At 73.1% G+C, this 20,568-nt stretch carries 18 protein-coding genes; 10 read left to right on the plus strand and 8 right to left on the minus strand.

Annotated elements, in window-relative coordinates; all coding sequences use genetic code 11:
* Positions 1-28: 28 nt before the first annotated feature.
* The gene (locus ACZ3TI_RS33775) at positions 29-1,501 is read right to left on the minus strand and encodes an FAD-dependent monooxygenase (RefSeq protein WP_465733076.1); all 1,473 of its coding nucleotides are present in this window, start codon (positions 1,499-1,501) and stop codon (positions 29-31) included.
* A 164-nt stretch (positions 1,502-1,665) separates the two neighbouring features.
* Here ACZ3TI_RS33775 and ACZ3TI_RS33780 point away from each other — a divergent pair, with 164 nt between their 5' ends.
* Complete coding sequence (locus ACZ3TI_RS33780) at positions 1,666-2,088, plus strand: PPOX class F420-dependent oxidoreductase (protein WP_465733078.1); 423 nt, start codon at positions 1,666-1,668, stop codon at positions 2,086-2,088.
* Positions 2,085-3,176: a succinyldiaminopimelate transaminase gene (dapC, locus tag ACZ3TI_RS33785; RefSeq protein ID WP_465733080.1), complete on the plus strand. Its 1,092-nt coding sequence runs from the start codon at positions 2,085-2,087 to the stop codon at positions 3,174-3,176. Before ACZ3TI_RS33780 ends, dapC begins: the two co-directional genes overlap by 4 nt.
* 178 nt (positions 3,177-3,354) lie before the next feature.
* Here the strand turns inward: dapC and ACZ3TI_RS33790 are convergent, their stop codons facing one another.
* Genes ACZ3TI_RS33790 through ACZ3TI_RS33805 form a run of 4 tightly spaced genes read right to left on the minus strand, consistent with a single transcriptional unit; the run spans position 3,355 to position 6,712 of the window.
* A complete protein-coding gene (locus ACZ3TI_RS33790) occupies positions 3,355-4,392 on the minus strand; it encodes a methyltransferase (protein WP_465733082.1) in 1,038 nt (345 codons plus the stop codon).
* 12 nt (positions 4,393-4,404) lie between these two features.
* A complete protein-coding gene (locus ACZ3TI_RS33795; RefSeq protein WP_465733084.1) occupies positions 4,405-4,695 on the minus strand; it encodes an antibiotic biosynthesis monooxygenase family protein in 291 nt (96 codons plus the stop codon).
* A gap of 34 nt (positions 4,696-4,729) precedes the next feature.
* On the minus strand, positions 4,730-6,283 hold the full coding sequence (locus ACZ3TI_RS33800; protein ID WP_465733086.1) for a class I adenylate-forming enzyme family protein: 1,554 nt from the start codon (positions 6,281-6,283) through the stop codon (positions 4,730-4,732).
* Between the two features lie 12 nt (positions 6,284-6,295).
* Positions 6,296-6,712, minus strand: coding sequence for a nuclear transport factor 2 family protein (locus tag ACZ3TI_RS33805; protein ID WP_465733087.1), 417 nt, complete (start codon positions 6,710-6,712; stop codon positions 6,296-6,298).
* Between the two features lie 233 nt (positions 6,713-6,945).
* On the opposite strand from ACZ3TI_RS33805, the gene ACZ3TI_RS33810 reads away from it, so the two are divergent.
* From ACZ3TI_RS33810 to ACZ3TI_RS33825, 4 genes are read left to right on the plus strand one after another with little or no spacing between them, the layout of a single operon-like run.
* Positions 6,946-7,734: an SDR family NAD(P)-dependent oxidoreductase gene (locus ACZ3TI_RS33810; RefSeq protein ID WP_465733089.1), complete on the plus strand. Its 789-nt coding sequence runs from the start codon at positions 6,946-6,948 to the stop codon at positions 7,732-7,734.
* A 44-nt stretch (positions 7,735-7,778) separates the two neighbouring features.
* Positions 7,779-8,717 (plus strand): aromatase/cyclase, encoded by a 939-nt coding sequence (locus tag ACZ3TI_RS33815; protein WP_465733091.1) that lies wholly within the window; start codon positions 7,779-7,781, stop codon positions 8,715-8,717.
* Complete coding sequence (locus ACZ3TI_RS33820) at positions 8,710-10,335, plus strand: FAD-dependent oxidoreductase (protein ID WP_465733092.1); 1,626 nt, start codon at positions 8,710-8,712, stop codon at positions 10,333-10,335. The genes ACZ3TI_RS33815 and ACZ3TI_RS33820 overlap by 8 nt, the downstream gene beginning before the upstream one ends.
* Positions 10,322-11,092 carry a cyclase family protein gene (locus ACZ3TI_RS33825; protein WP_465733094.1) on the plus strand — a complete coding sequence of 257 codons (771 nt, stop codon included), beginning with the start codon at positions 10,322-10,324 and terminating at the stop codon, positions 11,090-11,092. Before ACZ3TI_RS33820 ends, ACZ3TI_RS33825 begins: the two co-directional genes overlap by 14 nt.
* A gap of 117 nt (positions 11,093-11,209) precedes the next feature.
* Here ACZ3TI_RS33825 and ACZ3TI_RS33830 read toward each other — a convergent pair whose 3' ends face one another.
* Positions 11,210-13,192, minus strand: coding sequence for a GTP-binding protein (locus ACZ3TI_RS33830; RefSeq protein WP_465733096.1), 1,983 nt, complete (start codon positions 13,190-13,192; stop codon positions 11,210-11,212).
* Between the two features lie 349 nt (positions 13,193-13,541).
* On the opposite strand from ACZ3TI_RS33830, the gene ACZ3TI_RS33835 reads away from it, so the two are divergent.
* Positions 13,542-14,354 (plus strand): AfsR/SARP family transcriptional regulator, encoded by an 813-nt coding sequence (locus ACZ3TI_RS33835; RefSeq protein WP_465733098.1) that lies wholly within the window; start codon positions 13,542-13,544, stop codon positions 14,352-14,354.
* Positions 14,355-14,448: 94 nt separating this feature from the next.
* Here the strand turns inward: ACZ3TI_RS33835 and ACZ3TI_RS33840 are convergent, their stop codons facing one another.
* Positions 14,449-15,096 carry a response regulator transcription factor gene (locus tag ACZ3TI_RS33840; RefSeq protein WP_465733100.1) on the minus strand — a complete coding sequence of 216 codons (648 nt, stop codon included), beginning with the start codon at positions 15,094-15,096 and terminating at the stop codon, positions 14,449-14,451.
* 878 nt (positions 15,097-15,974) lie between these two features.
* Here ACZ3TI_RS33840 and ACZ3TI_RS33845 point away from each other — a divergent pair.
* Entirely contained in the window at positions 15,975-17,615 is a 1,641-nt protein-coding gene (locus ACZ3TI_RS33845; protein WP_465733102.1) for an AMP-binding protein, read from the plus strand.
* A gap of 100 nt (positions 17,616-17,715) precedes the next feature.
* Complete coding sequence (locus ACZ3TI_RS33850; RefSeq protein WP_465733104.1) at positions 17,716-18,159, plus strand: SRPBCC family protein; 444 nt, start codon at positions 17,716-17,718, stop codon at positions 18,157-18,159.
* Between the two features lie 98 nt (positions 18,160-18,257).
* Here the strand turns inward: ACZ3TI_RS33850 and ACZ3TI_RS33855 are convergent, their stop codons facing one another.
* Entirely contained in the window at positions 18,258-18,659 is a 402-nt protein-coding gene (locus ACZ3TI_RS33855) for a YccF domain-containing protein (RefSeq protein ID WP_465733106.1), read from the minus strand.
* An 823-nt stretch (positions 18,660-19,482) separates the two neighbouring features.
* Between ACZ3TI_RS33855 and ACZ3TI_RS33860 the strand changes: the two genes are divergently transcribed.
* Complete coding sequence (locus ACZ3TI_RS33860) at positions 19,483-20,238, plus strand: hypothetical protein (RefSeq protein ID WP_465733108.1); 756 nt, start codon at positions 19,483-19,485, stop codon at positions 20,236-20,238.
* Positions 20,239-20,568: the final 330 nt, after the last annotated feature.

Below are 20,568 nucleotides of genomic sequence, written 5' to 3' on the forward strand. Positions count from 1 at the left end.
TGCGTCCTTTCTCGGTGGGTCGGGGTGGTCAGGCCGCCGCGCCGAACCAGGTGGTCGCGGCGTGCTGCAGTTCCTCGGTGCGGGCCGGGTCGCCGGCCCAGGCGACGTAGCCGTCCGGGCGGACGAGGTAGGCGGTGGCCGGCTCCGGGCCGCCCGACTTGGCCGCCAGAGTGTCGACGCGGTCCGCCCAGGCGGCCAACGGCGATGCCGCCGCGGCCTGTTCGGGGAGCAGCAGCAGGCCGCGGGCCCCGGCGAAGCAGTCGCTGATCCGCCGCGTGCCGTCGGCGGTCAGCAGCTCGGCGTCCGGCATCCGGCGGCCGACCAGCGGGTGGTCGCCGCTGCCGTAGGCGACGTCGAAGCCGGAGAGCATGCCGGCGATGTGGCGGTTGGTGTCGGGCAGCGCCATCAGCTCGCGGAAGGTCTGCCGAAGCGCCTCGTACCGCGGGTCCGGGTCGATCAGGACGGCCTGGGTGCGGGTGTTGCGCACCACGCCGTCGGCGATCGGGCGGCGCTCGCTGCCGTAGCTGTCCAGCAGGTCCTCGGTGCCGTGGCCGCGGACCACGGCGGCCAGCTTCCAGCCGAGGTTGACGGCGTCCTGGAAGCCGAGGTTGAGCCCCTGGCCGCCGGCCGGCAGGTGGATGTGCGCCGCGTCGCCGGCCAGCAGCACCCGGCCCTGCCGGTAGGAGTCGGCCAGCCGGGAGACGTCGGTGAGGCGGGACAGCCAGGTGACGTCGTGCATCCCGTGGTCGCTGCCGGTGTGCTCGACCAGCGCGGCGCGCATCTCCTCCTCGGTGACCGGGGCGTTCCGGTCGGGGAAGGGCCGGTCGAACCAGGCGACGGTGGCCCGGTAGACGCCCGGCTGGTGCTGGAAGGCACCGAACCAGGACCGCTTCGCGGGATTGACCAGGCCCACCGGGCGCATCGGGCCGAGGCCCTCGCCGCGCGGCAGGTCCCCGCTGAAGCGCATGTCGCCGATGACGGCGTACATGTGCGGATCCTGGCCGGTGAAGCCGATGCCGGCGGCCTTGCGGACGGTACTGCCGCCGCCGTCGCAGCCGACCAGGTAGCGGGCTCGCAGCGGGCCCGCCTCCGTCTCGACGGTGACCCCGTCGGCGTCCTGGACGAAGCCGGTGACGGCCGAGCCGCGCACGATCCGCACGCCCAGTTCACGGGCCCGCTCGGCGAGCAGCTCCTCGGTGCGCAGCTGGGGCACCAGCAGCACGTACGGGTGCCGGGTGTCGAACTCCTCGAAGCGCATCGGCACGCCCAGGCTGGCGAAGTTGCCGCCCTGCAGCATGCCCGCGCCCTCCTTGAAGCGGTCGAGCAGCCCGCGCAGTTCGAGCAGTTCCACGGTGCGGCCCTGCATGCCCATGGCCTTGGAGTGCTTCTCCGGCTCCGGGCGTCGCTCCACCACCACCGCCCGGGCTCCGCCCAGGGCCAGTTCGCAGGCGAGCATCAGGCCGGTCGGCCCCGCCCCCGCCACCACCACATCGCAGTCCAACGCGACCTCCGATCTCGGTCCGGTACGACGGCCTCACCGTGGCAGCCGGACTTCGAGCCGGAGTCCAGCGGAGGCCTCCGAGCAGGCCGGTCGACACCAAGGCCGCTCGAAGCGGGCTGCCTAGCGTCGGCGGTGACCCTGACCCGCAGACACCGAGGACAGCCATGCCATTCACCGCGAACGAGGCCGCCTACCTGGCCTCGCAGTCGCTCGCCCGTCTGGCCACCGTGGACGGCCGGGGGCAACCGCACGTCGTCCCACTGGGCTTCCACTACAACGCCGGGCTCGGCACCGTCGACGTGACCGGGCGCGGCATGGCCCGCAGCCTCAAGTACCGCCACGTGCAGGGGAATCCGCGGGTGTCGCTGGTGGTGGACGACGTCGTGGACGCGGAGCGCTGGGTCGTCCGGGGCATCGAGATCCGGGGCACCGCGGTGGCGCTGGCCACCGGCGGCAAGGAGATCCTGCCGCATGTCGACGACGAGCTGATCCGGATCACCCCGGAGCGGATCGTCTCCTGGGGCATCGACTCCCACTGCCAGGCGCCGCCGCTGGCCCGCAACGTCGGGGCGGGGGCGCGGGCATGATCGAACGGCTGCCGAAGTTCCCCTGGGACGTCCTGTTCCCGTACCGCAAGCGCGCGGCCGCCCACCCCGACGGGCTGGTCAACCTGGCCCTCGGTGACCCGGTCGACCCGACCCCGGAGGCCGTGCGCGCGGCCCTGGCCGCCGCGGCCGACGCCCCCGGCTACCCTTCCACCGAAGGCACGCCCGCGCTGCGGGCCGCCGCCGCGGCCTGGCTGCTGCGCCGCGAGGGCGTGAGCGTGGAGCCGGACGCCGTGCTCCCGGCCGTCGGCACCAAGGAGCTGATCGCCTGGCTTCCCACCATGCTGGGCCTGGGCCCCGGTGACGTCATCCTCGCGCCCGAACTCTCCTTCCCCACCTACGAGGTGAGCGCCAGGCTGGCCGGCGCGACCTTCGTCCGGACGGACTCCCCGCTGCGCCACGACGGCCCCGCACCGCGGCTGCTGTGGCTGAACTCCCCGTCCAACCCGGAGGGCCGCGTCCTCGGCACCGCCGAGCTGCGCGCGATCGTCGAGTGGGCGCGCGAGCGCGGCACCCTGGTGGTCAACGACGAGTGCTACCTGGACCACGTCTGGGAGAGCCGGACCCGCTCGGTGCTGCACCCCGAGGTCACCGGCGGCGACCACCGCGGCGTGCTGGCCGTGCACTCGCTGTCCAAGCGCTTCAACCTGGCCGGCTACCGGGCGGGCTTCGCCGCCGGTGATCCGGACGTCATCGCGACGTTGCTGGAGGTGCGCAAGCACGCCGGCCACATGGTCCCCGCCCCGGTGCAGGCCGCCATGGTGGCCGCACTCGGCGACGACTCCCACCTGGCGGGCCAGCGCGAACGCTACGCCCGGCGGCGCGAGCTGCTGCGCGCGGCGCTGGTGGACGCCGGGTTCCGGATCGAGCACTCGGCCGGTGCGCTGTTCCTCTGGGCGACCAGGGACGAGCCGTGCTGGACGACCGTCGGGGCCCTGGCCGACCGCGGCATCCTGGTGGCGCCCGGCGAGTTCTACGGCGCCGCGGCCGCCCGGCACGTGCGGGTGGCTGTCACCGAGACCGACGAGCGGGTCGAGCAGGCGGTGAAGCGGCTCGCCGAGGGCATCTGACGCCCCGTTCTTCCTCCCCCGAGCCCCGCCGGCCTGTGCCGGCGGGGCTTCCCGCTGCCCGGAGGGCGGGCCGGCGGCGGGTCGCAGGACGCCGGGGGCGCCCCCGGATCCGTCCGGGAGCAGCACGACGATCGCTGCCCCCGGACGGATCCGGGGGCAGCGGCAGTGAGCGGGCCGGTCAGCCCCGCTCGGGCACCACGCTCTCCACCAGGTGCAGGTAGGAGTTGACCGGACGGACCTCGGCCCGGGCCAGACCCGCCTCCTCGACGAGGGAGACCAGGCCGGCCTTGGTGTGCTTGCGGCCGCCCACGTTGAGCAGCAGCAGCAGGTCCATCGCCGTGGTGAACCTCAGCTCGGGGCTGCCGTCCACCAGGTTCTCGACGATGATCACCCGGCTGCCCGGAGCGGCCGCCCGGACGACGTTGCGCAGCGTCAGGACGGTGCTCTCGTCGTCCCACTCCAGGATGTTCTTCAGCAGGTAGACGTCGGCCTGTACCGGGATCTCCCGTCGGCAGTCGCCGCCGAGCAGCGTCGCCCGCCCGGCCAGCGCACCACCGGGCCGCAGCCGGGCGTCGGCCCCGGCCACCACCTCGGGCAGGTCCAGCAGGGTGCCGCGCAGCCCGGGGTTGCGCTCCAGCAGGGTGGCCAGGACGTGCCCCTGGCCACCGGCGATGTCCACCACCGTGCCGGCCCCGCCCAGGTCCAGCCGGTCGGCCAGTGCGAGCGCGGAGAGCCGGCTGGACTGGGTCATCGCCCGGTCGAACACGGCCGCCGACTCGGGGGAGTGGGCGTGCAGGTGGTCGAAGAAGTCCATGCCGTGCAGCTCGGGGAAGACGGCCTTGCCGGTGCGCACCGCCTCGTCGAGGTGGCCCCACAGCTCCCAGGTCCACGGCTCGGTGCCCCAGAGCACCATGTCCCTGAGGCTGCGCGGGGTGTCCTCGCGCAGCAGCCGGGAGGCGTCGGTGTGCACGTACCGGCCGTCGGGCTGCTCCGCGAACACGCCGTGGCAGGTCAGGGCACGCAGCAGCCGCTGCAGGGTGTCCGGGTCCGCGTTCACGGCCCTGGCCAGCTCGGCCGCGCCGGCCGGCTCCTCACCCAGTGCGTCCGCCAGGCCCAGTCGGGCCGCGGCCCGTACGGCGGCCGCGCCGGCCGCCGCGAGCCCGAGCTCGCGCAGCCGGATCACCGACTGCGGAATGATCTCGCCGTTCTTCGTCATGCTCCGCTCCTCTCAGGCGCCGTGCTGCGCGAGCAGGTCGAACGGGGCCGGCTCGGCCTTGGCGAGGCCCATCACCTTGCCGACCCGGGTACGGAACTCCGGCGAGCCGGTCGCCGCCTTGTGCGAGGCGGCGTCGTCCCACTCGGCGGTCTCCACGTACACCGAGGCGTCCGCGGCGGAGCGGTACAGCCGGTGCGAGCGGAAGCCGGGCTGCCCGCTCATGAAGTCGCTGATCTCGCCGACGAGCGTCTCGAACTCGGCGGCGTCCCCGGTGACGGTGAAGCGGTTGATGAAGGTGTACACGGTGTTCCTCCTGGGACGGGTCGGGTGGTGCGGGTCAGAGGGAGCCGAACAGCCGGTCGCGCAGCTCGCGCCGCTGGACCTTGCCGGTGGCGGAGCGCGGGATGCCCTCCACCAGCCGCAGCTGCTTCAGGTGTTCGTAGTAGGGGAGCCGGGCGTTCGCGAACTCGGCCAGGGCGGCAGGGTCGACGCCGTCGCCGCGCGGCACGACGAGGCCGACGGCGACCGCGCCGCTCAGCTCGTCGGGCTGGTCGAAGACCACGCAGTCGGCGACGGCCGGGTGCCGCATCAGCACCCGCTCGATCTCCGTCGGCGACACCAGCCAGTTGTCGCACTTGAAGACGTCCTTGATCCGGTCGACGACGAACAGCCGGCCGGCCTCGTCGATCCGGCCGACGTCACCGGTGCGGAACCAGCCGTCCGCGTCGACGGCGTCGGCGGGCCCGTCGCCCAGGTAGCCCAGCATCAGCTGCGGGCCCCGGACCTGGATCTCGCCGCGCTCGCCCACCGGCAGCACCGCGCCGGTGCGCACGTCCACGATCCGGCAGGCCGTGCCGGCCACCGGCGGCCCGCTGGAGCCGAGGGTGGGCCCCTCCGGCAGGTCGAAGTGCGTCGACGGGGACGTCTCGGCGAGGCCGTAGCCCTGCACGACCGGCACCCCGAAGTGCTCCTGCAGGACGGTCGTCGTGCGGGGCGGCAGCGCCGAGCCGCCGGACAGCACGGCCCGCAGCGAGGGGATCCGGAAGCCGGGCAGCCGCTCGTCCCCGGCGAGCCGGGACAGCCGCACCGGCAGGCTGTACAGGTGCGAGGCCCGCCAGGTGCGGGCCAGGTCCACCAGCGCCGCGCGGTCCTCCGCCGGGCAGAGCACGTGCGTCGCGCCGACCGCGAGCGCGGTGTTCAGGTGCATCAGGTGGAAGGAGGGCAGGTTGTTGAGCGACACGGAGTCGGCCGTGAGCCGGTGGGCGTGCGCGGACTGCGCCGCGTTCACCAGCAGGTTGCGGTGGCTGAGCCGGACGGTCTTCGGCGCGCCGGTGGTGCCGCTGGTGAACTGCAGGCAGGCCGTCTCCACCGCCTCGTCGGCCGGGACGGCGGCGCGTTCCATGGTGTCCAGGACGGGTGTGCCGTCGCCGGCGTCGGCGGTCACCACCAGCTGCCGCAACAGCGGAAGCCGGGGGCGCAGCGCCAGGATCCGCCGGTGCATCGCGGGCGAGAGCACGGCCGCCCGGGCACCGCAGGAGCCGAGGACGTGCACCAGGGTGTCGTCCGGGACGAGCGGGTTGAACATCGCGCTGGTGTTCCCGGAGCGGGAGATGCCCAGGAAGGTGACGGCGAAGTCGACGGTCAGCTCGGCGGCGATCGCGATGACCGTGCCGGGGCCGCCGAAGGCGGCGCGCAGCGTCGCGGCGCAGTCGCTGACCCGGGCGTCCAGGGCGGCGTGGTCGAGGACCAGCCCGTCGGCCACCAGAGCGGGGTGGCGCGGCGTCAGTTCGGCGGCGCGGCCGAGCAGGTCGTCGATCCGGGGGCCGCCGACCAGCTCCGTCACCACGTCCAGTGGCGCACCGAAGGTCGTACTGTCCCGTGGGAGGTCCACGGTGGCCTCCTCTCAGGCGGGCAGGTCGTCCCGGTACACCTGGCGGTGCTTGACCTTCAACTCGCCGGCGACGCGCACCAGCTGGTCCTCGCAGCTGCAGCTCAGGTGCACGGCGGCCGAACCGCCCTTGGGCGTCGCGACGATCAGCGCGTAGGTCTTGGCCAGCACCCGGCCGTCCGGCTGCTCGGCGACCTCCAGCATCCCCAGCCAGTGCCGGTGCCGGACCCCGGCGGTGGCCAGGCGCTGCGCGGCCTCCCGGGCGCCCTGCTCGATCGCCGTGCGGCCTTCCTGCGGGTGCGGGCGGGCGTTGGCGGCGAACACGCCGTCCTCGGTGAAGGTCGCGGCCCACTCGGTGACCTCGCCCTCGTCCAGGTGGCGCATCTGCCGCCCGTAGAAGTGCTGGACCTCCTCGTAGAGCGAACCGGTCATGTTCCGGGCCTCCTCGTTGCGTCGGTGGTTGGGCAGCGCCGACGCTCCCACCCGTGCTTCGAATCCCGTTGGAGCGATCGGCGCGTGCGGCGCGCTCGAACCGCAGTCGAAGCCGGGCGGGCAGGGTCGGCCCGGGGCCCGCCCCCCGGATCCCCGACGGGGCCGCGGGCCGGGCCCCGCACCCGCGGGCCCGGCCGGGTCCGCGATCGTGAGCGAGACAGGAGACCGATGCGATGAGCACCCTGACGAGCGGCGATGTCGCCCTGGTGACCGGGGCGACCAGCGGAATCGGACTGGCGAGCGCCGGACGCCTGGCCCGGCGCGGGCTGCGCGTCTTCATCTGCGCCCGCACCGCGCAGGGCGTCGCCGAGACGGTCGGCCGACTGCGCGGCGAGGGCCTGGAGGTGGACGGCCTCGCGGCCGACGTCCGCTCCGCGGGCGACGTGACCGCGGCCGTCCGGGCGGCGGTGGACCGCTTCGGCCCGATCGGCGTGCTGGTCAACAACGCCGGACGCAACGGCGGCGGCGTCACGTCCACCATCACCGACGAGCTGTGGGAGGACGTGATCGACACCAACCTCACCAGCGTCTTCCGCGTCACCCGCGAGGTCCTCACCACCGGCGGCATGGAGGCGGCCGGCCACGGGCGGATCATCACCGTCGCCTCCACCGGCGGCAAGCAGGGCGTCCCGCTGGGCGCCCCCTACTCGGCCTCCAAGGCCGGCGTCATCGGCTTCACCAAGGCGCTGGCCAAGGAACTCGCCCACACCGGCACCACCGTCAACGCCGTCTGCCCGGGTTACGTCGAGACGCCGATGGCCGTGCGGGTCCGCCAGGCGTACGCCGCGACCTGGGAGACCACCGAGGAAGACGTCCTCTCGCGCTTCGAGCAGAAGATCCCGCTCGGCCGCTACTCCACCGCCGACGAGGTCGCCGGCATGGTCGACTACCTGACCACGCCTGACGCCGCCTCGATCACCGCGCAGGCGATCAACGTCTGCGGCGGCCTCGGCATCTACTGAGCCGCACCCCACCACCCCGCCGACGGAAAGGGCCGGTCCCACCCATGAGCGCCATCCAGCACACCACCCACTCGATCGACGTCGACGCCCCCGCCGAGGTCGTCCAGACCGTCATCGCCGACGCCCTGGCCTGGCCGCGGCGCTTCGCCCCCACCCTCCACGTCGAGCGCGAGGAGCTCGCACCCGGCGCCGAACGCCTGCACATCTGGGCCCGGGCCAACGGCGAGGTCAAGCACTGGACCTCCCGTCGCGACCTCGACGCCGACGGGCGCCGGATCCGCTTCCGCCAGGAGGTCTCCTCGGCCCCGGTCGCCTCGATGGCGGGGGAGTGGCGGATCGCCGAGCGGCCCGGCGGCTCCACCCTCACCCTCACCCACGAGTTCAGCGCGCTCGACGACGACCCACAGGGCCTGCGCTGGATCGCCGAGGCGACCGACCGCAACAGCCGCAGCGAGCTGGCCAACATCAAGGACCTCGCCGAACGCTGGGACCGGCTCGCCGAGCTGGAGTTCGAGTTCGAGGACTCGGTGCTGGTCGACGCCACCCCGGAGACGGTCTACGACTTCCTCCAGGACGCCGCCGCCTGGCCCGCCCGGCTGCCCCACGTCGCCCGCCTCGACCTGCGCGAGGAGAACGGGGGCGTCCAGCACATGGCCATGGACACCCGCACCGCCGACGGCTCCGAGCACACCACCGAGTCCGTGCGGATCTGCTTCCCGGAGTCGGGCATCGTCTACAAGCAGCTGCGCACCCCGTCCATGATGGCCGCGCACACCGGCCGCTGGACCGTCGAGCCGACCGGCCACGGCGTACGGGTCACCTCCTGGCATGCCGTCGTCCTCAACCCCGAGGCGATCCCCGCCGTCCTCGGCCCGGACGCCACCACCGCGACCGCCCGCCGCTTCATCCGCGAGGCCGCCGGCGGCAACAGCCGGGCCACGCTCGGCCTCGCCAAGCGCTTCGCCGAGGAACGCCGTGGCTGACCCCGCCCCGGCCGTCCTGATCGCGGGGGCCGGGCCGGTCGGCCTCACCGCGGCCCACGAACTCGCCCGGCGCGGCGTCCCCGTCCGGCTGGTCGACGCCGCGCCCGGCCCGGCCACCACCAGCCGGGCCCTGGCCGTGCACGCCCGGACCATGGAGGTGCTCGACCAGATGGGCACCCTCGACCGGCTGCTGCCGCTCGGCCGACGGGTCACCCATTTCACCATGCACCGCCGAGGCCGCACCCTCATCCGCTTCGACACCAACTACCGCTCCTTGCCGACCCGTTACCCGTACAGCCTGATGGTCGACCAGGTGGTCACCGAGCGGGTGCTGCGCGAGCGGACCGCCGAACTCGGCGTCCCCGTGGAATGGGGAGTCGAACTCACCGCGCTGCAACCCGGGCCCGACTCCGTGCACGTCACCCTCCGCCACGCCGACGGGCGCACCGAGGAGGCCCTGGTGCCCTGGCTAATCGGCGCCGACGGCGGCCGCAGCACCGTGCGCAAGCAGCTCGGGATGCGCCTGATCGGCGACTCCACCGAGGTCTGGCTCAACGCCGACGTCACCCTCGACACCGACCTCCCGCCGGACAGCAACCACCTGCTGCACACCGAACCGGGCACCCTGCTGCTCGTCCCCTTCCCCGAGCCCGGCAAGTGGCGCGTGGTGGACACGGTGGACACCGACGGCGCCGACGACCGGGAACTCGTCCGCCGCCGCCTGGCCGCCAAGATCGGCCGAGCGCTCGGCCGCCCCGTCGAGGTCGGCACCCCGACCTGGCTCTCCGTCTTCACCGTCCAGCAGCGCCAGATCACCCGGATGCGCGAGGGCCGCTGCTTCCTCGCCGGCGACGCCGCCCACGTCCACAGCCCGGCCTCCGGACAGGGCATGAACAGTGGCATCCAGGACGCCTACAACCTCGCCTGGAAGCTCGCCGACGTGATCCGCGGCCACGCCGGGCCCGCGCTCCTCGACAGCTACGACGCCGAGCGCGTCCCGACCGGGGCCGTCCTGCTGCGCTCCACCCGCACGGCCACCGCACTGGTGTCACTGCGCACCGCGCTGGCCCCGGCCCTGCTCACCGTGGGCACCGCGGTGCTGCGCCGGATCACGCCGCTGCGGCGCAAGATCGAGGGCCGGATGATCCGCGGCTTCTGCGGACTCGCCCTCGCCTACCCGGACAGCCCGCTCACCCGCCCGGCCGGCTCCCGGGCCGGGCGCCCCTCCCCCGGGGACCGGGTCGGCTGCGACGCCCGGACGGCCGCGGGGCACCCCGGCTGGTCGGCCCTGTGCACCGAACTCGCCGACCCCCGCTGGACACTGCTCGCCACCGCGGCCGACGGCGGGAGCACCGGGCACCGGGAGGCACTCGCCCGGGTGGAGCGGCTGCTCGGCTCCGCGGTCTCCGTCCGCACCGTCGCCGACCCCGGCGCGCCGGGCGAGCTGCCAGACCCCGGCGGCGCGCTGCGTCGCGAACTGGACCTGACACCGGGGGAGTTCCTGCTGATCAGGCCGGACGGCCACCTCGCCGCTCGGGACCGCGGGCCGGAGCGCTACCTCGACGTCCTGCGGGCCTGCGCCCTGCTGCCGGAAGGAGCCGCGCATGCGTCTCATTGACCTCTCCTCGACGATCGACGCCAACGCGTGGGAGGTGGACGGCATCCGCCACGAGGTGCTGACGCCGGCCGACGGCGCGCGCCACATGGCCGAGGGCATGCTCCGCAACCACGGCCTGGAGTTCGACGTCGCGGACCTGCCGGACGGCGAACTGCTCTCGCTCGACACCCTGACCCTGACCACCCACACCGGCACGCACGTCGACGCCCCCTCCCACTACGGCAGCAAGGCCGCGTACGGAGTGCCGCGCCACATCCACGAGTTGCCGCTGGAGTGGTTCATCGGTCCGGGTGTCCGCCTGGACCTCACCGACTGCGAGATCGGGACGATCGGCCCGGACCGGCTGCGGCGCGCCTTCGACGAGATCGACCACCGGCCGAGCGCCGGGGAGATCGTGCTGCTGCACACCGGAGCCGAGCGACTCGCCGGGACTCCCGAGTACTTCACCCGGTTCGCGGGCCTGGACGGCGCGGCGACGAACCTCCTGCTCGACCTCGGTGTGCGGCTCATCGGGACAGACGCCTTCGGGCTGGACGCCCCGTTCACGCACATGCTCGCCGAGTTCCGGCGCACCCGCGACCGTTCCGTGCTCTGGCCCGCGCACTTCGCCGGCCGGCAGCGGGAGTACTGCCAGATCGAGCGTCTGAGCAATCTGGGCGCGCTGCCCGCGCCGACCGGATTCACCGTGCAGGCGTTCCCGGTCAAGATCGCCGGGGCGGGGGCGGGCTGGACGCGAGCGGTGGCCCTGCTGGACTGAACCACGGCACCACCGGGACGGCCTCGAGCCCGACCACCGGGACGGCCTCGGGCCCGACCACCGCCACGGCTGAGGGCCCGACCACCGCGGCGGTGGTCGGGCCCTCGTGCTGCTCCGTCAGATCCGGCCGAAGGCCCGGAGCATGTACTCCGAGCGGTCCACCGGGTTGAGGTCGGTGCGCCGCCGGCTCGGCGCCGCCCCGACCACCGGCTGGAAACTGTGGAACCGGGTGACCAGTACGCCCTCGCCCTGGCTCAGCCCCGGCAGCCGCTGCTCGAACTCCTGCACCGTACGGGCCGGGATCGTTCCCTCCACCAGGCAGCTGCTGCCCTGGCCCCGGGTGGTCTCCGGGGTGGCGCCGCACTCCACCAGGTTCAGCAGGACGGCACTGGCGTTCTCGCCCGGCACCTCCAGCTCGAAGCGGTTGACCGGCTCGTACACCTGGGTGCCCGCCTGCTTGAGCGCGTTCATCAGCACCAGCGGCGTGAGCTTGCGGAAGTCTCCCGCCGCGCTGACGGGGCTGGCGAACCCGGAGTGGGTGAGGGTCACCAGGATGTCCAGCACCTCCCAGCCGTTCAGCCCCTGCTGCAGGGTGGCCCGCACCGCCTCCTCGACGGCCTTGTGGAAGGCGTGCGGCAGCGAGCCGAGCTCGACCGAGCGGCGGAACACGACCCCCGACCCCGGCTCCCCAGGCTCCACCCGCAGGCCGATCGTGGCCCAGAAGAAGGTCTTGCTCCGGTAGTCGATCTCCTCCACCGACTCGCCGACCCCGATCGGGCGCTCGACGCAGATGATCCGGGTGCCCTCGAAGACCACGTCCAGTTTGAAGTCGTCGGCGAGCGTCGCCGCGATGACCTCCTTCTGCACCTCGCCGTAGAGCGAGACCGCGATCTCCTGCTCCTCGTCGTCCTTGCGGACGTTGATGAACGGGTCCTGGTCGGCCAACTGCAGGAGTGCGTCGTACAGTTCGGGCATCGCGCCGGGCCGGGAGGGCCGGATCACGGTCTCCAGGCTCGGGGGCGCGAACAGGTGCTCCCCGTCCAGCCCCTCGGCCGAACCGAGCCGGTCGCCGATCCGGATGCCCTTGAGCCCCCAGACCTTGGCGATGTCCCCGGCTCGCGCCGGCGACTCGACGACGGCCGAGCCCCGGTCGAACACCTCCACCACGGTGGTGCGGCCGGGCAGCTCGGTGATCGCTCCGTGCTGGTCGCGCCGGAACACGGACACCTTCGAACGCGGCCCGAGCTCACCCCTGCGCAGCCGGACGTAGGCGACCTTCTCGCCTGCCCACCCGCGTTCGATCTTGAACACCGTGCCCTGGAGTGCGCCCTCGGAGCCGCCGTGATTGACCGGAAACAGCCTGGTGATCCCGTCCACCAGGGCGCCGATGCCGGCGCCGGCCACCGCCGAGCCGAAGAGCACCGGGTAGAGCTGGGCGCGGGCCGCCTGGCGGGCGAGTTCCGCGGTGTAGTCCTGCGCGGTCAGGGAGGCCTCGTCCTCGACGTAGCGGGCCAGGAAGTCGTCGCCGTGCTCGGCCAGGACGTCGGCCAGTTCGGTGGCGAAGTCCGGATCGTCCGCCCCCACCGCGCGGGCGAGCGCCCGCGCCCCGGGGGTGCCCAGCCCTTCGACCCTCGTCAGGGGGACGATGGCGGGGGTGAGCTCGGTGCGGATCTCGTCCAGGAGGTCCTGGTAGCGCGCGCCCATCCGGTCGATCTTGTTGACGAAGAGGATGACCGGCATGCGCAGCTTCACCAGCGTGCGCATCAGCAGCCGGGTCTGGGCCTGTACGCCCTCCACGGCGGAGATGACCAGCACCACGCCGTCGAGCACGCCGAGGGCCCGTTCCACCTCGGAGATGAAGTCCGGGTGGCCGGGTGTGTCGATGAGGTTGACCTTGACGTCGCCGACGGTGAAGGACACCACCGCGGACCGGATGGTGATGCCGCGCTGGCGTTCGAGTTCGTGCGAGTCGGTCTGGGTGTCGCCGCGGTCCACGCTGCCGACGCGGTCGATGACGCCGGCGGTGTGCAGCAGCCGCTCGGTCAGGCTGGTCTTACCGGCGTCGACATGGGCCAGGATTCCGATGTTCACGCTTGTCAAGACGTGTGTCCCCTAGTTCTACGGTCTTCGTACGGATTACCGGAGCAACACGGATCTTTCGGGGCACGTCCTTCTCCTCGTGAACTCTGTCGTGCGGACGGCGGGGGTCTGGCTCGACCGCAGGGGTCAACCGGCCGCAGTCTAACAGAACTTGACGGATGGACAGCCGATCGGCGGGGGTCGTTCGGCGGGGGGTGTTTCCGCCGGGCCAGGGAGTCGGACCGCTCTGGAAATGCGCCGCTGCCACCTTGGAATTGCCTGCCTGCCACCTTGTGCGGATTCCTCTTGAGACCCCGCCGCGGACCCGGATATACCTGAGGCCGAGGGAAATCCGGGCGACATCGGAGGCATGGTGAAGTTCAACATTCTGGGCCCGCTGGAAGTCCTCGACAAGGGAATTCCGTGCACCCCGAGCGCGCTGAAGGTCCGCTGGACGCTGGCGATCCTGCTCACGAACGCGAACCGGATCGTCGACCTCGGCCTCATCATCGAGGAGATCTGGGGCAGCACTCCGCCGCGCACCGTGGTCACCACCGCACAGACGTACATCTACCAACTGCGCAAGCTTTGCCGCCCGCTGGGGCGCGACGTCATCCTCACCAAGGCCCCCGGCTACGTGCTGCTGCTGGGGGAGGAGGAGCTGGACGCCCAGGAGTTCGAGCGGCTGCACCACGAGGGGGACCGGCTGTTGGCCGCCGGCCGGCCCGAGCAGGCCGCCGAGCGGCTGCGGCAGGCGCTGGACCTCTGGCGGGGCGGCGCCCTGGCCGACATCCCGGTGGGCGGCCTGCTCGCCGGCCACGTCGCCGTCCTGGAGGAGATGCGCCTGCGCGCCCTGGAGCACCGAATCCTGGCCGACCGCCAACTCGGACGCTACCGGGAACTCATACCGGAGCTGCGGTTGCTGACGCTCCACCAGCCGCTGAACGAGTGGTACCACGAGCAGCTCATGCTCGCCCTGGACGCCGCCGGGCGGCGGAGCGAGGCCCTGCACGTCTACCGCACGCTCTACCGCAGGCTCGACGAGGACCTCGGCATCACCCCCTCCCAGCCGCTGCGAGAACTGCACAACGCCCTGCTCAGCGGTACCTCGCCCACGCGGCAGGAGTTCCAGGAGCTCGCCGCGCGGGCGGTGGACCAGGGCCTGCGGGCCCGTTCGGCCTGAGGGCCGCCCGGTCAGGCCCTGTTCCTCCCCTCCTACGCGGTGGTCCGTGCCGGCTCCGTGCCGGACCGTTCCACGCCGGACCGGTCCCCGGGGCTCAGGCCCGGCCGGCCGGGATCAGCATGGAGGCCGCCCGTGCCTTGTTGACGGCGTCGATCCGGGAGACGGCGTTGAGCTTGACGAACACGTTCCGGAGGTGGCGCTTGACGGTGCCCGGCGAGATGCAGAGCCGGCCGGCGATGGCCGAGTTGCTCAGCCCGTTGGCGACCAGGCCCATGACCTCCCGCTCGCGGCCGGAGAGCCGGGTGCCGCGCTGGCCGGCCATCCAGTCGAGGCCGGACCGCGAGGCCATGATGAACACCCGCTCCCGGTCCGAGGTCAGGCCCCGGATCACCGAGCCGAGGCACTCCCCGGCCGCGTCCTGCGCCAGGTAGGCGCTCACCCCGGAGCTGAGGTAGGTCTCCATTTCGCCGGGGTGGTCCCGCCGGCTCAGCACGACCACCCGGGCACCCCGGTCGAGCAGGCGCTCAAGGCCCGGCTCGGTGTCGGTCACCGACTCGCCGGCCCCGTACACCACGACGTCCACGGGCTGCCCGGCCAGGACGGCGAGTGCTTCGTCCACGCCACCCACGGCGGCGCGGAGCGTGAGGTCGGGTTCGGCCGACAGCAGGGCGCCCAGGCCCGTGCGTAGCAGAACGTTGTCCTCGACGACGAGGACTGACGGATGGTTGTTGCCGACTGACACGGTTGACCCCCGATGGCGACTGGCGCGAGTGACCGATGAGAGGAGCGATTCAGGCTCGCCGTGGCGGGCGGAGTGGTGGAGACCCCGGGCCTTGTTACGGGCCCGAGAGAACCGATTCTTCGGCTCGGGGCTCGGGGCTTGTGTGGCCCGGGAGGGGGCCGTGGCGCGGCCGGGCCGGGGCCGCTGCGGGGCGGACCGTGCCGTCGGGACCGGAACGGCCCGGGCTGTCGTGGAGCCGTCGGCCGATCGGGCGACCGCGGCGCGGGCCGGTGCGGCCACGCCCGTGAACTGGCGTGAGGCCTCTGGCCGGCCGGGGAAATCAGCCATGCGAAGTCCTCCGATGGGTCGGTTCGGTGTGCGTGTTCGTTCTCGTGTGCCGGGAAGGCGTGGCCGGGGCGGCTTCCGGGCCGCCACGCACGCAGCCGGTGGGGGGTTCACGATCCGGCCCGCCCGTGGCGGCAGTCGGTCACCCGCCCCGCCGTCCGGGTGGCCAGATTCGTTTGCGATCCGGGCTGATGAGAACCTAACCCGATTCTTACTTTCCACCCAAGGGCGGTTTTTCGCCGCACGATCCACGCTAGATCACGGGACGATCTCGCTCTCCGTACATGCGCTCGGATCGGTGTCGAGGAAATCCGGCCACCGGTGATTGGCGACTTCGGAACCAGGGAAGGTTGAGCCGGATGTCCGCCCGGGGTGCCCGGATGCGGCCGGTCGGCGGCCGACCGCGTCCGTGCCCCGGACACGCCCGACACCCCCGAACGGGGGTGGTGGCCGACCGCCACGGCATGGATCATGGGGTGCTGCCGGGCCGGCGCCGGGAGAGTTCCGGGCGTCGCCGCCCGCCTCGCCGCCCCGCGTCACCCAGGAGGCAGACCATGCCGACCACGCCGACCCCGCGCAGCTACGCCTCCGGCACCTCGGACGTCCCGCTGCTCGGTGACACGATCGGGGAGAACCTCGACCGCGCCGTCCGGGCCTTCCCCGAGCGCGAGGCCCTGGTGGACCGGCCCACCGGCCGCCGCTGGACGTACGCCGAGCTCGCCGCCGACATCGACGCCCTCGCGCTCGGCCTGCTCGGCCTCGGCATCGCCAAGGGCGACAGGGTCGGCATCTGGGCGCCCAACTGCGCCGAATGGACGCTCACGCAGTACGCCACCGCCAAGCTCGGCGCGATCCTGGTCACCGTCAACCCGGCCTACCGCGCGCACGAGTTGGAGTACGTCCTGAACCAGGCCGGGATCCGGCTGCTGGTCGCCGCCGAGCGGTTCAAGACCTCCGACTACGCCGGGATGATCGAGGAAGTCAGGCCCCGCTGCGCCGAGTTGGAGCGCGTGCTGCTGATCGGAGGCCCCGCCTGGGACGGGGCGCTCGCCGCGGGCCGACGGGCCGATCCGGCGCTTCGCGCGGAATTCGCCGAGCGCCAGGGCGAGTTGGCCCCCGACGACCCGATCAACATCCAGTACACCTCGGGCACCACCGGGTTCCCCAAGGGCGCGACCCTGTCGCACCACAACATCCTCAACAACGGGTACTTCGTCGGCGAGCTGCTCGACTACACGGAGCAGGACCGGATCTGCATCCCCGTCCCCTTCTACCACTGCTTCGGCATGGTCATGGGCAACCTGGCGGCCACCTCCCACGGCGCCTGCATGGTCATCCCCGCCCCGTCCTTCGACCCCGGCGCCACCCTGGCCGCCGTCGCCGCCGAGCGCTGCACCTCGCTGTACGGCGTGCCGACCATGTTCATCGCCGAACTCGCCGACGCCGACTTCCAGCGGTACGACCTCACCAGCCTGCGCACCGGCATCATGGCCGGCTCGCCCTGCCCGAGCGAGGTGATGAAGGAGGTCATCGGGCGGATGGGCATGACCGAGGTCTCCATCTGCTACGGCATGACCGAGACCTCGCCGGTCTCCACCCAGACCCGCGTCGACGACTCGATCGAGCGCCGGGTGTCCACCGTCGGCCGGGTCGGCCCGCACCTGGAGGTCAAGGTCGTCGACCCGGCCACCGGCCGTACCGTCCCGCGCGGCGAACCGGGCGAGCTGTGCACCCGCGGCTACTCCGTCATGCTCGGTTACTGGAACGAGCCCGAGCGCACCGCCGAGGCCGTCGACGCCGCCCGCTGGATGCACACCGGGGACCTCGCGGTGATGGACGAGGACGGCTACCTCGCGATCACCGGGCGGATCAAGGACATGGTGATCCGCGGCGGCGAGAACCTCTACCCGCGCGAGATCGAGGAGTTCCTCCACACCCACCCGGACGTCCTCGACGTCCAGGTCATCGGGGTGCCCGACCAGAAGTACGGCGAGGAGCTGATGGCCTGGATCCGGATGCGCGAGGGCGCCGAGCCGCTCACCGCCGAGGCCGTCCGCGGGTACTGCGCGGGCCGGCTCGCCCACGTCAAGATCCCGCGCTACGTGCACGTGGTGGAGGAGTTCCCGATGACGGTCACCGGGAAGATCCGCAAGGTCGAGATGCGGGAGGCGGCGCTGCGGATCCTGGGGCTGTAGCGCTCCCGGGGTGCCCGTCCGCGTGGGTGCCCGTCCCCGTTCGCGTCCGCCCGGGCGAGTCCGGGGGGCGGGCGGGTGCGCCCGGCGGGAGAGTGTGATCATGCTCCTCGACGTCACAGTGGAACGCCTGATCCCCCTCCCGCCCGCCACGGTCGCCGCCTACGCCATGGACTGGCGCCACGACCACGAGTGGACCCAGGGCATCCGCAGCGCCACCCTCACCCGGGAGGCCGACACCGGCGGCTTCGGCGTGGGCGCCGAGGTCACCCGGACCGCCTACTTCCTCGGCCGGCGCTTCGACTATGTGCTGCGGGTGGCGGGCCACCACCCGCCGACCGTGCTCGACATGGTCTCCGTCGCCGGGCCGATGCCCATGCACGTCACCTACACCTTCGAGGCCACCCAGGCCGGCACCTTCGCCCGCATCCGGGTCCGCGGCGGCTCCTCCGGCTACCACCGCCTCACCGCGCCGCTGATGTCCCGCCAGGTTCGCACCTCCCTCGTCAAGGACCTCCGCGCCCTCGAAGCCCGCCTCACCCGCTGACCGCCGCCTGCCCGGCGGCCCCCGACCGCAGGAACGCCGACGGCCGGCGAGGCTTGGTGTCCTCGTCGGCCGTCGGCGTTCGTGGGTGAGATTGCGGGCTACCGGGCGCCCCACTCCTGGTCGGTGGGGACGATCTCGCGGCCCAGCGGCGTGAGGGAGACCGGGATCATCTTGAGGTTGGCCCAGCCGAAGGGGATCCCGATGATCGACAGGAACAGCGGGATGCTGGTGATCAGGTGCCCGAGAGCCAGCCACCACCCGGCGAAGACCAGCCAGATGACGTTGCCGACGCAGGACGCCGCCCCGGCGTCCGGCCGCTCCACCGCCGTCCGTCCGAACGGCCACAGGATGAAGCCGGCGAGCCGAAACGAAGCAATGCCGAAGGGGATGGTGATGACGAGCAGGCAGCAGATAATTCCGGCGACCACATAGGCCAGAGCCATCCAAATGCCGCAGAAAATCAACCAGATGACATTCAGGATGAACTTTACTGCACTCATGCTCGGTACCTTCTCATGGCCGATGGCGTTGCACTACCACCGTGCCATGCCCACCAGCGAGCGTGTCCACGCCCCTAGGGGTCGTTCCTCGGGGATCGGTGCGGGTTGCAGCCTCGGATCGGCAGCGGGCGCCCCGGCCGGGTGACCGGCTGGCGGCACGCGGGCCGTCGAGGGTTCCCGGGGCAGCGACCGGTGGCCAGAGGGACACCGTGCGCCCCGGGTCGGTGACGGGACCGGCCTTCGCGCGGTTACCTCACGGGTTCAGATGATCCGACGACCCCTCAGGGAGACCTCGATGAGCCCGAACGGAACGATCCCGCGCCGCCTCGCCACTGCCGCCGCCCTGGGCGCCGCCGCCCTCGAGACCGCTGGTGACCCGCGGCCGCGGCCGCACCTGAGGACCGCCGGTGATCCCCCGGTCACCGGTGCACCGCGCCGCGCGCCGTCCGGGTGTCCCCATCCCCGGGCGGTGCGCGGCGCGCCCTGCAATCCACTTGCAAGTGCCCGCCAACAGGGCCCGCCTAGCGTCGTCGACCTCCGAACCGTCGAGGACAGGCGAGCCCGAACCCATGAACACCATCACGACCCCGAGGACCCCGTGCGGACCGGCGACTTCGATGCCCGGCGCACCCTGGCCGACCTGGCGCGGCTGCTCAACCTCGACCCCGCCCTCGTGCTGCCCCCGGACGGGGCGGAGGGAGGGGGGCGCTGCCGACTGACCCGCCCGGAATCTCCCCCGTGGCACGCCCGGCCGCCGTCCGGCCAGGTCCGGTCGCCTCGGGCCGCGCCCGCTCGCACCGGCGGGGCGTCTATGCTGGCGGCCGTGATCGAGCTCCCCGGCTTCGCCGTCCTGCTGGCCCGTCTGCTGGACCACCGGGGCCTGGCTCCCGCCGACCTGGCCCGGCGAGCGGAGGCCGCCGAGCCCGAGGTGGCCGCGGTCCTCGCCGGCGCCGCGCCCGACCCCGCGCTGCTGCGCCGGCTCGCGCCCGCCCTCGGCCTGGACGCCGCCGACCTCTTCGAGCTCGCCGCCCTCCCGCTACCGGAGGACCTCGCCCCGGCCGGTGGCATGGCCACCACCTCGATCACCGGTCTGGTGCGGCTCGTCCTCGCGCTGCCGCCCGCGTCCCGGGCCGAACTCCGCGCCGGCGTCGCCGAGCTGCCGTCCGCACGGCACCGCGGGCGGATCGAGGGCCTGCCCGCCGCCCTGCCGGACCGGCACACGCCGGGGAACCTGCTGATGCGGATGGTCGCCACCCGCAACCTCGGCTGGAACGGCACGGCGAAGGTCGTCCAGCTGCTGACCGGCCGTTCCCGGATGGCCACCGTCTACGGCCGGATCGCCTCCGGCGAGGCCGAGTTGACCCCGGACCTGGTCGCCGACCTCGCCACCGTGCTGGCCCTGCCCGCGGCGGACCTCGCCGCGGTCCTCGGCCTCCCGCTGCCGGCGGACGCCCCGGCCGCCCCGGCGCCGGGCGAGGCCGTCACCGACGCCGCCCTGCTGCTCCGGGACCTCCGGCGGCTGGGCGTCGAGCAGTTGCGCGAGGCCGAGGACCTCGCCCGGGCCCTGCCGCCGACCTGAGCCGCCCAATGGGGCGGGCGTTGCCGGCGTGGGGGCTGGACGACGAGGCGGACTTCCTCCCGTGTTCCTACGGGTTCCGCCCGAACCGCCGGACCCATGACGCGGTGGCCGAGGTGCGTCATCTCACGTCCAAGACGTACGAGTGGATCGTGGAAGGCGACATCTAAGCCTGCTTCGACGAGATCTCGCACACGGCCCTGATGGACCGGGTGCGGGCGCGAGTCGGAGACAAGCGCGTTCTGGCTCTGGTGTCAGCGGATCCCAACTCACCCCATATCGTTCAGTCAACGATCTGAGCATTGCGACCCGCCCGGCCGCTCCGAGTTGGAG

The organism is Kitasatospora sp. NPDC023120 (assembly GCF_055560835.1).

Excerpts from the sequence above, each read along its gene's own strand:
- ACZ3TI_RS33780 (WP_465733078.1), top strand. The coding sequence starts at position 1,666 with ATGCCATTCACCGCGAACGAGGCCGCCTACCTGGCCTCGCAGTCGCTC.
- dapC (WP_465733080.1), top strand. The coding sequence starts at position 2,085 with ATGATCGAACGGCTGCCGAAGTTCCCCTGGGACGTCCTGTTCCCGTAC.
- ACZ3TI_RS33790 (WP_465733082.1), bottom strand. The coding sequence starts at position 4,392 with ATGACGAAGAACGGCGAGATCATTCCGCAGTCGGTGATCCGGCTGCGC.
- ACZ3TI_RS33805 (WP_465733087.1), bottom strand. The coding sequence starts at position 6,712 with ATGACCGGTTCGCTCTACGAGGAGGTCCAGCACTTCTACGGGCGGCAG.
- ACZ3TI_RS33810 (WP_465733089.1), top strand. The coding sequence starts at position 6,946 with ATGAGCACCCTGACGAGCGGCGATGTCGCCCTGGTGACCGGGGCGACC.
- ACZ3TI_RS33815 (WP_465733091.1), top strand. The coding sequence starts at position 7,779 with ATGAGCGCCATCCAGCACACCACCCACTCGATCGACGTCGACGCCCCC.
- ACZ3TI_RS33825 (WP_465733094.1), top strand. The coding sequence starts at position 10,322 with ATGCGTCTCATTGACCTCTCCTCGACGATCGACGCCAACGCGTGGGAG.
- ACZ3TI_RS33835 (WP_465733098.1), top strand. The coding sequence starts at position 13,542 with ATGGTGAAGTTCAACATTCTGGGCCCGCTGGAAGTCCTCGACAAGGGA.
- ACZ3TI_RS33845 (WP_465733102.1), top strand. The coding sequence starts at position 15,975 with ATGCCGACCACGCCGACCCCGCGCAGCTACGCCTCCGGCACCTCGGAC.
- ACZ3TI_RS33850 (WP_465733104.1), top strand. The coding sequence starts at position 17,716 with ATGCTCCTCGACGTCACAGTGGAACGCCTGATCCCCCTCCCGCCCGCC.
- ACZ3TI_RS33855 (WP_465733106.1), bottom strand. The coding sequence starts at position 18,659 with ATGAGTGCAGTAAAGTTCATCCTGAATGTCATCTGGTTGATTTTCTGC.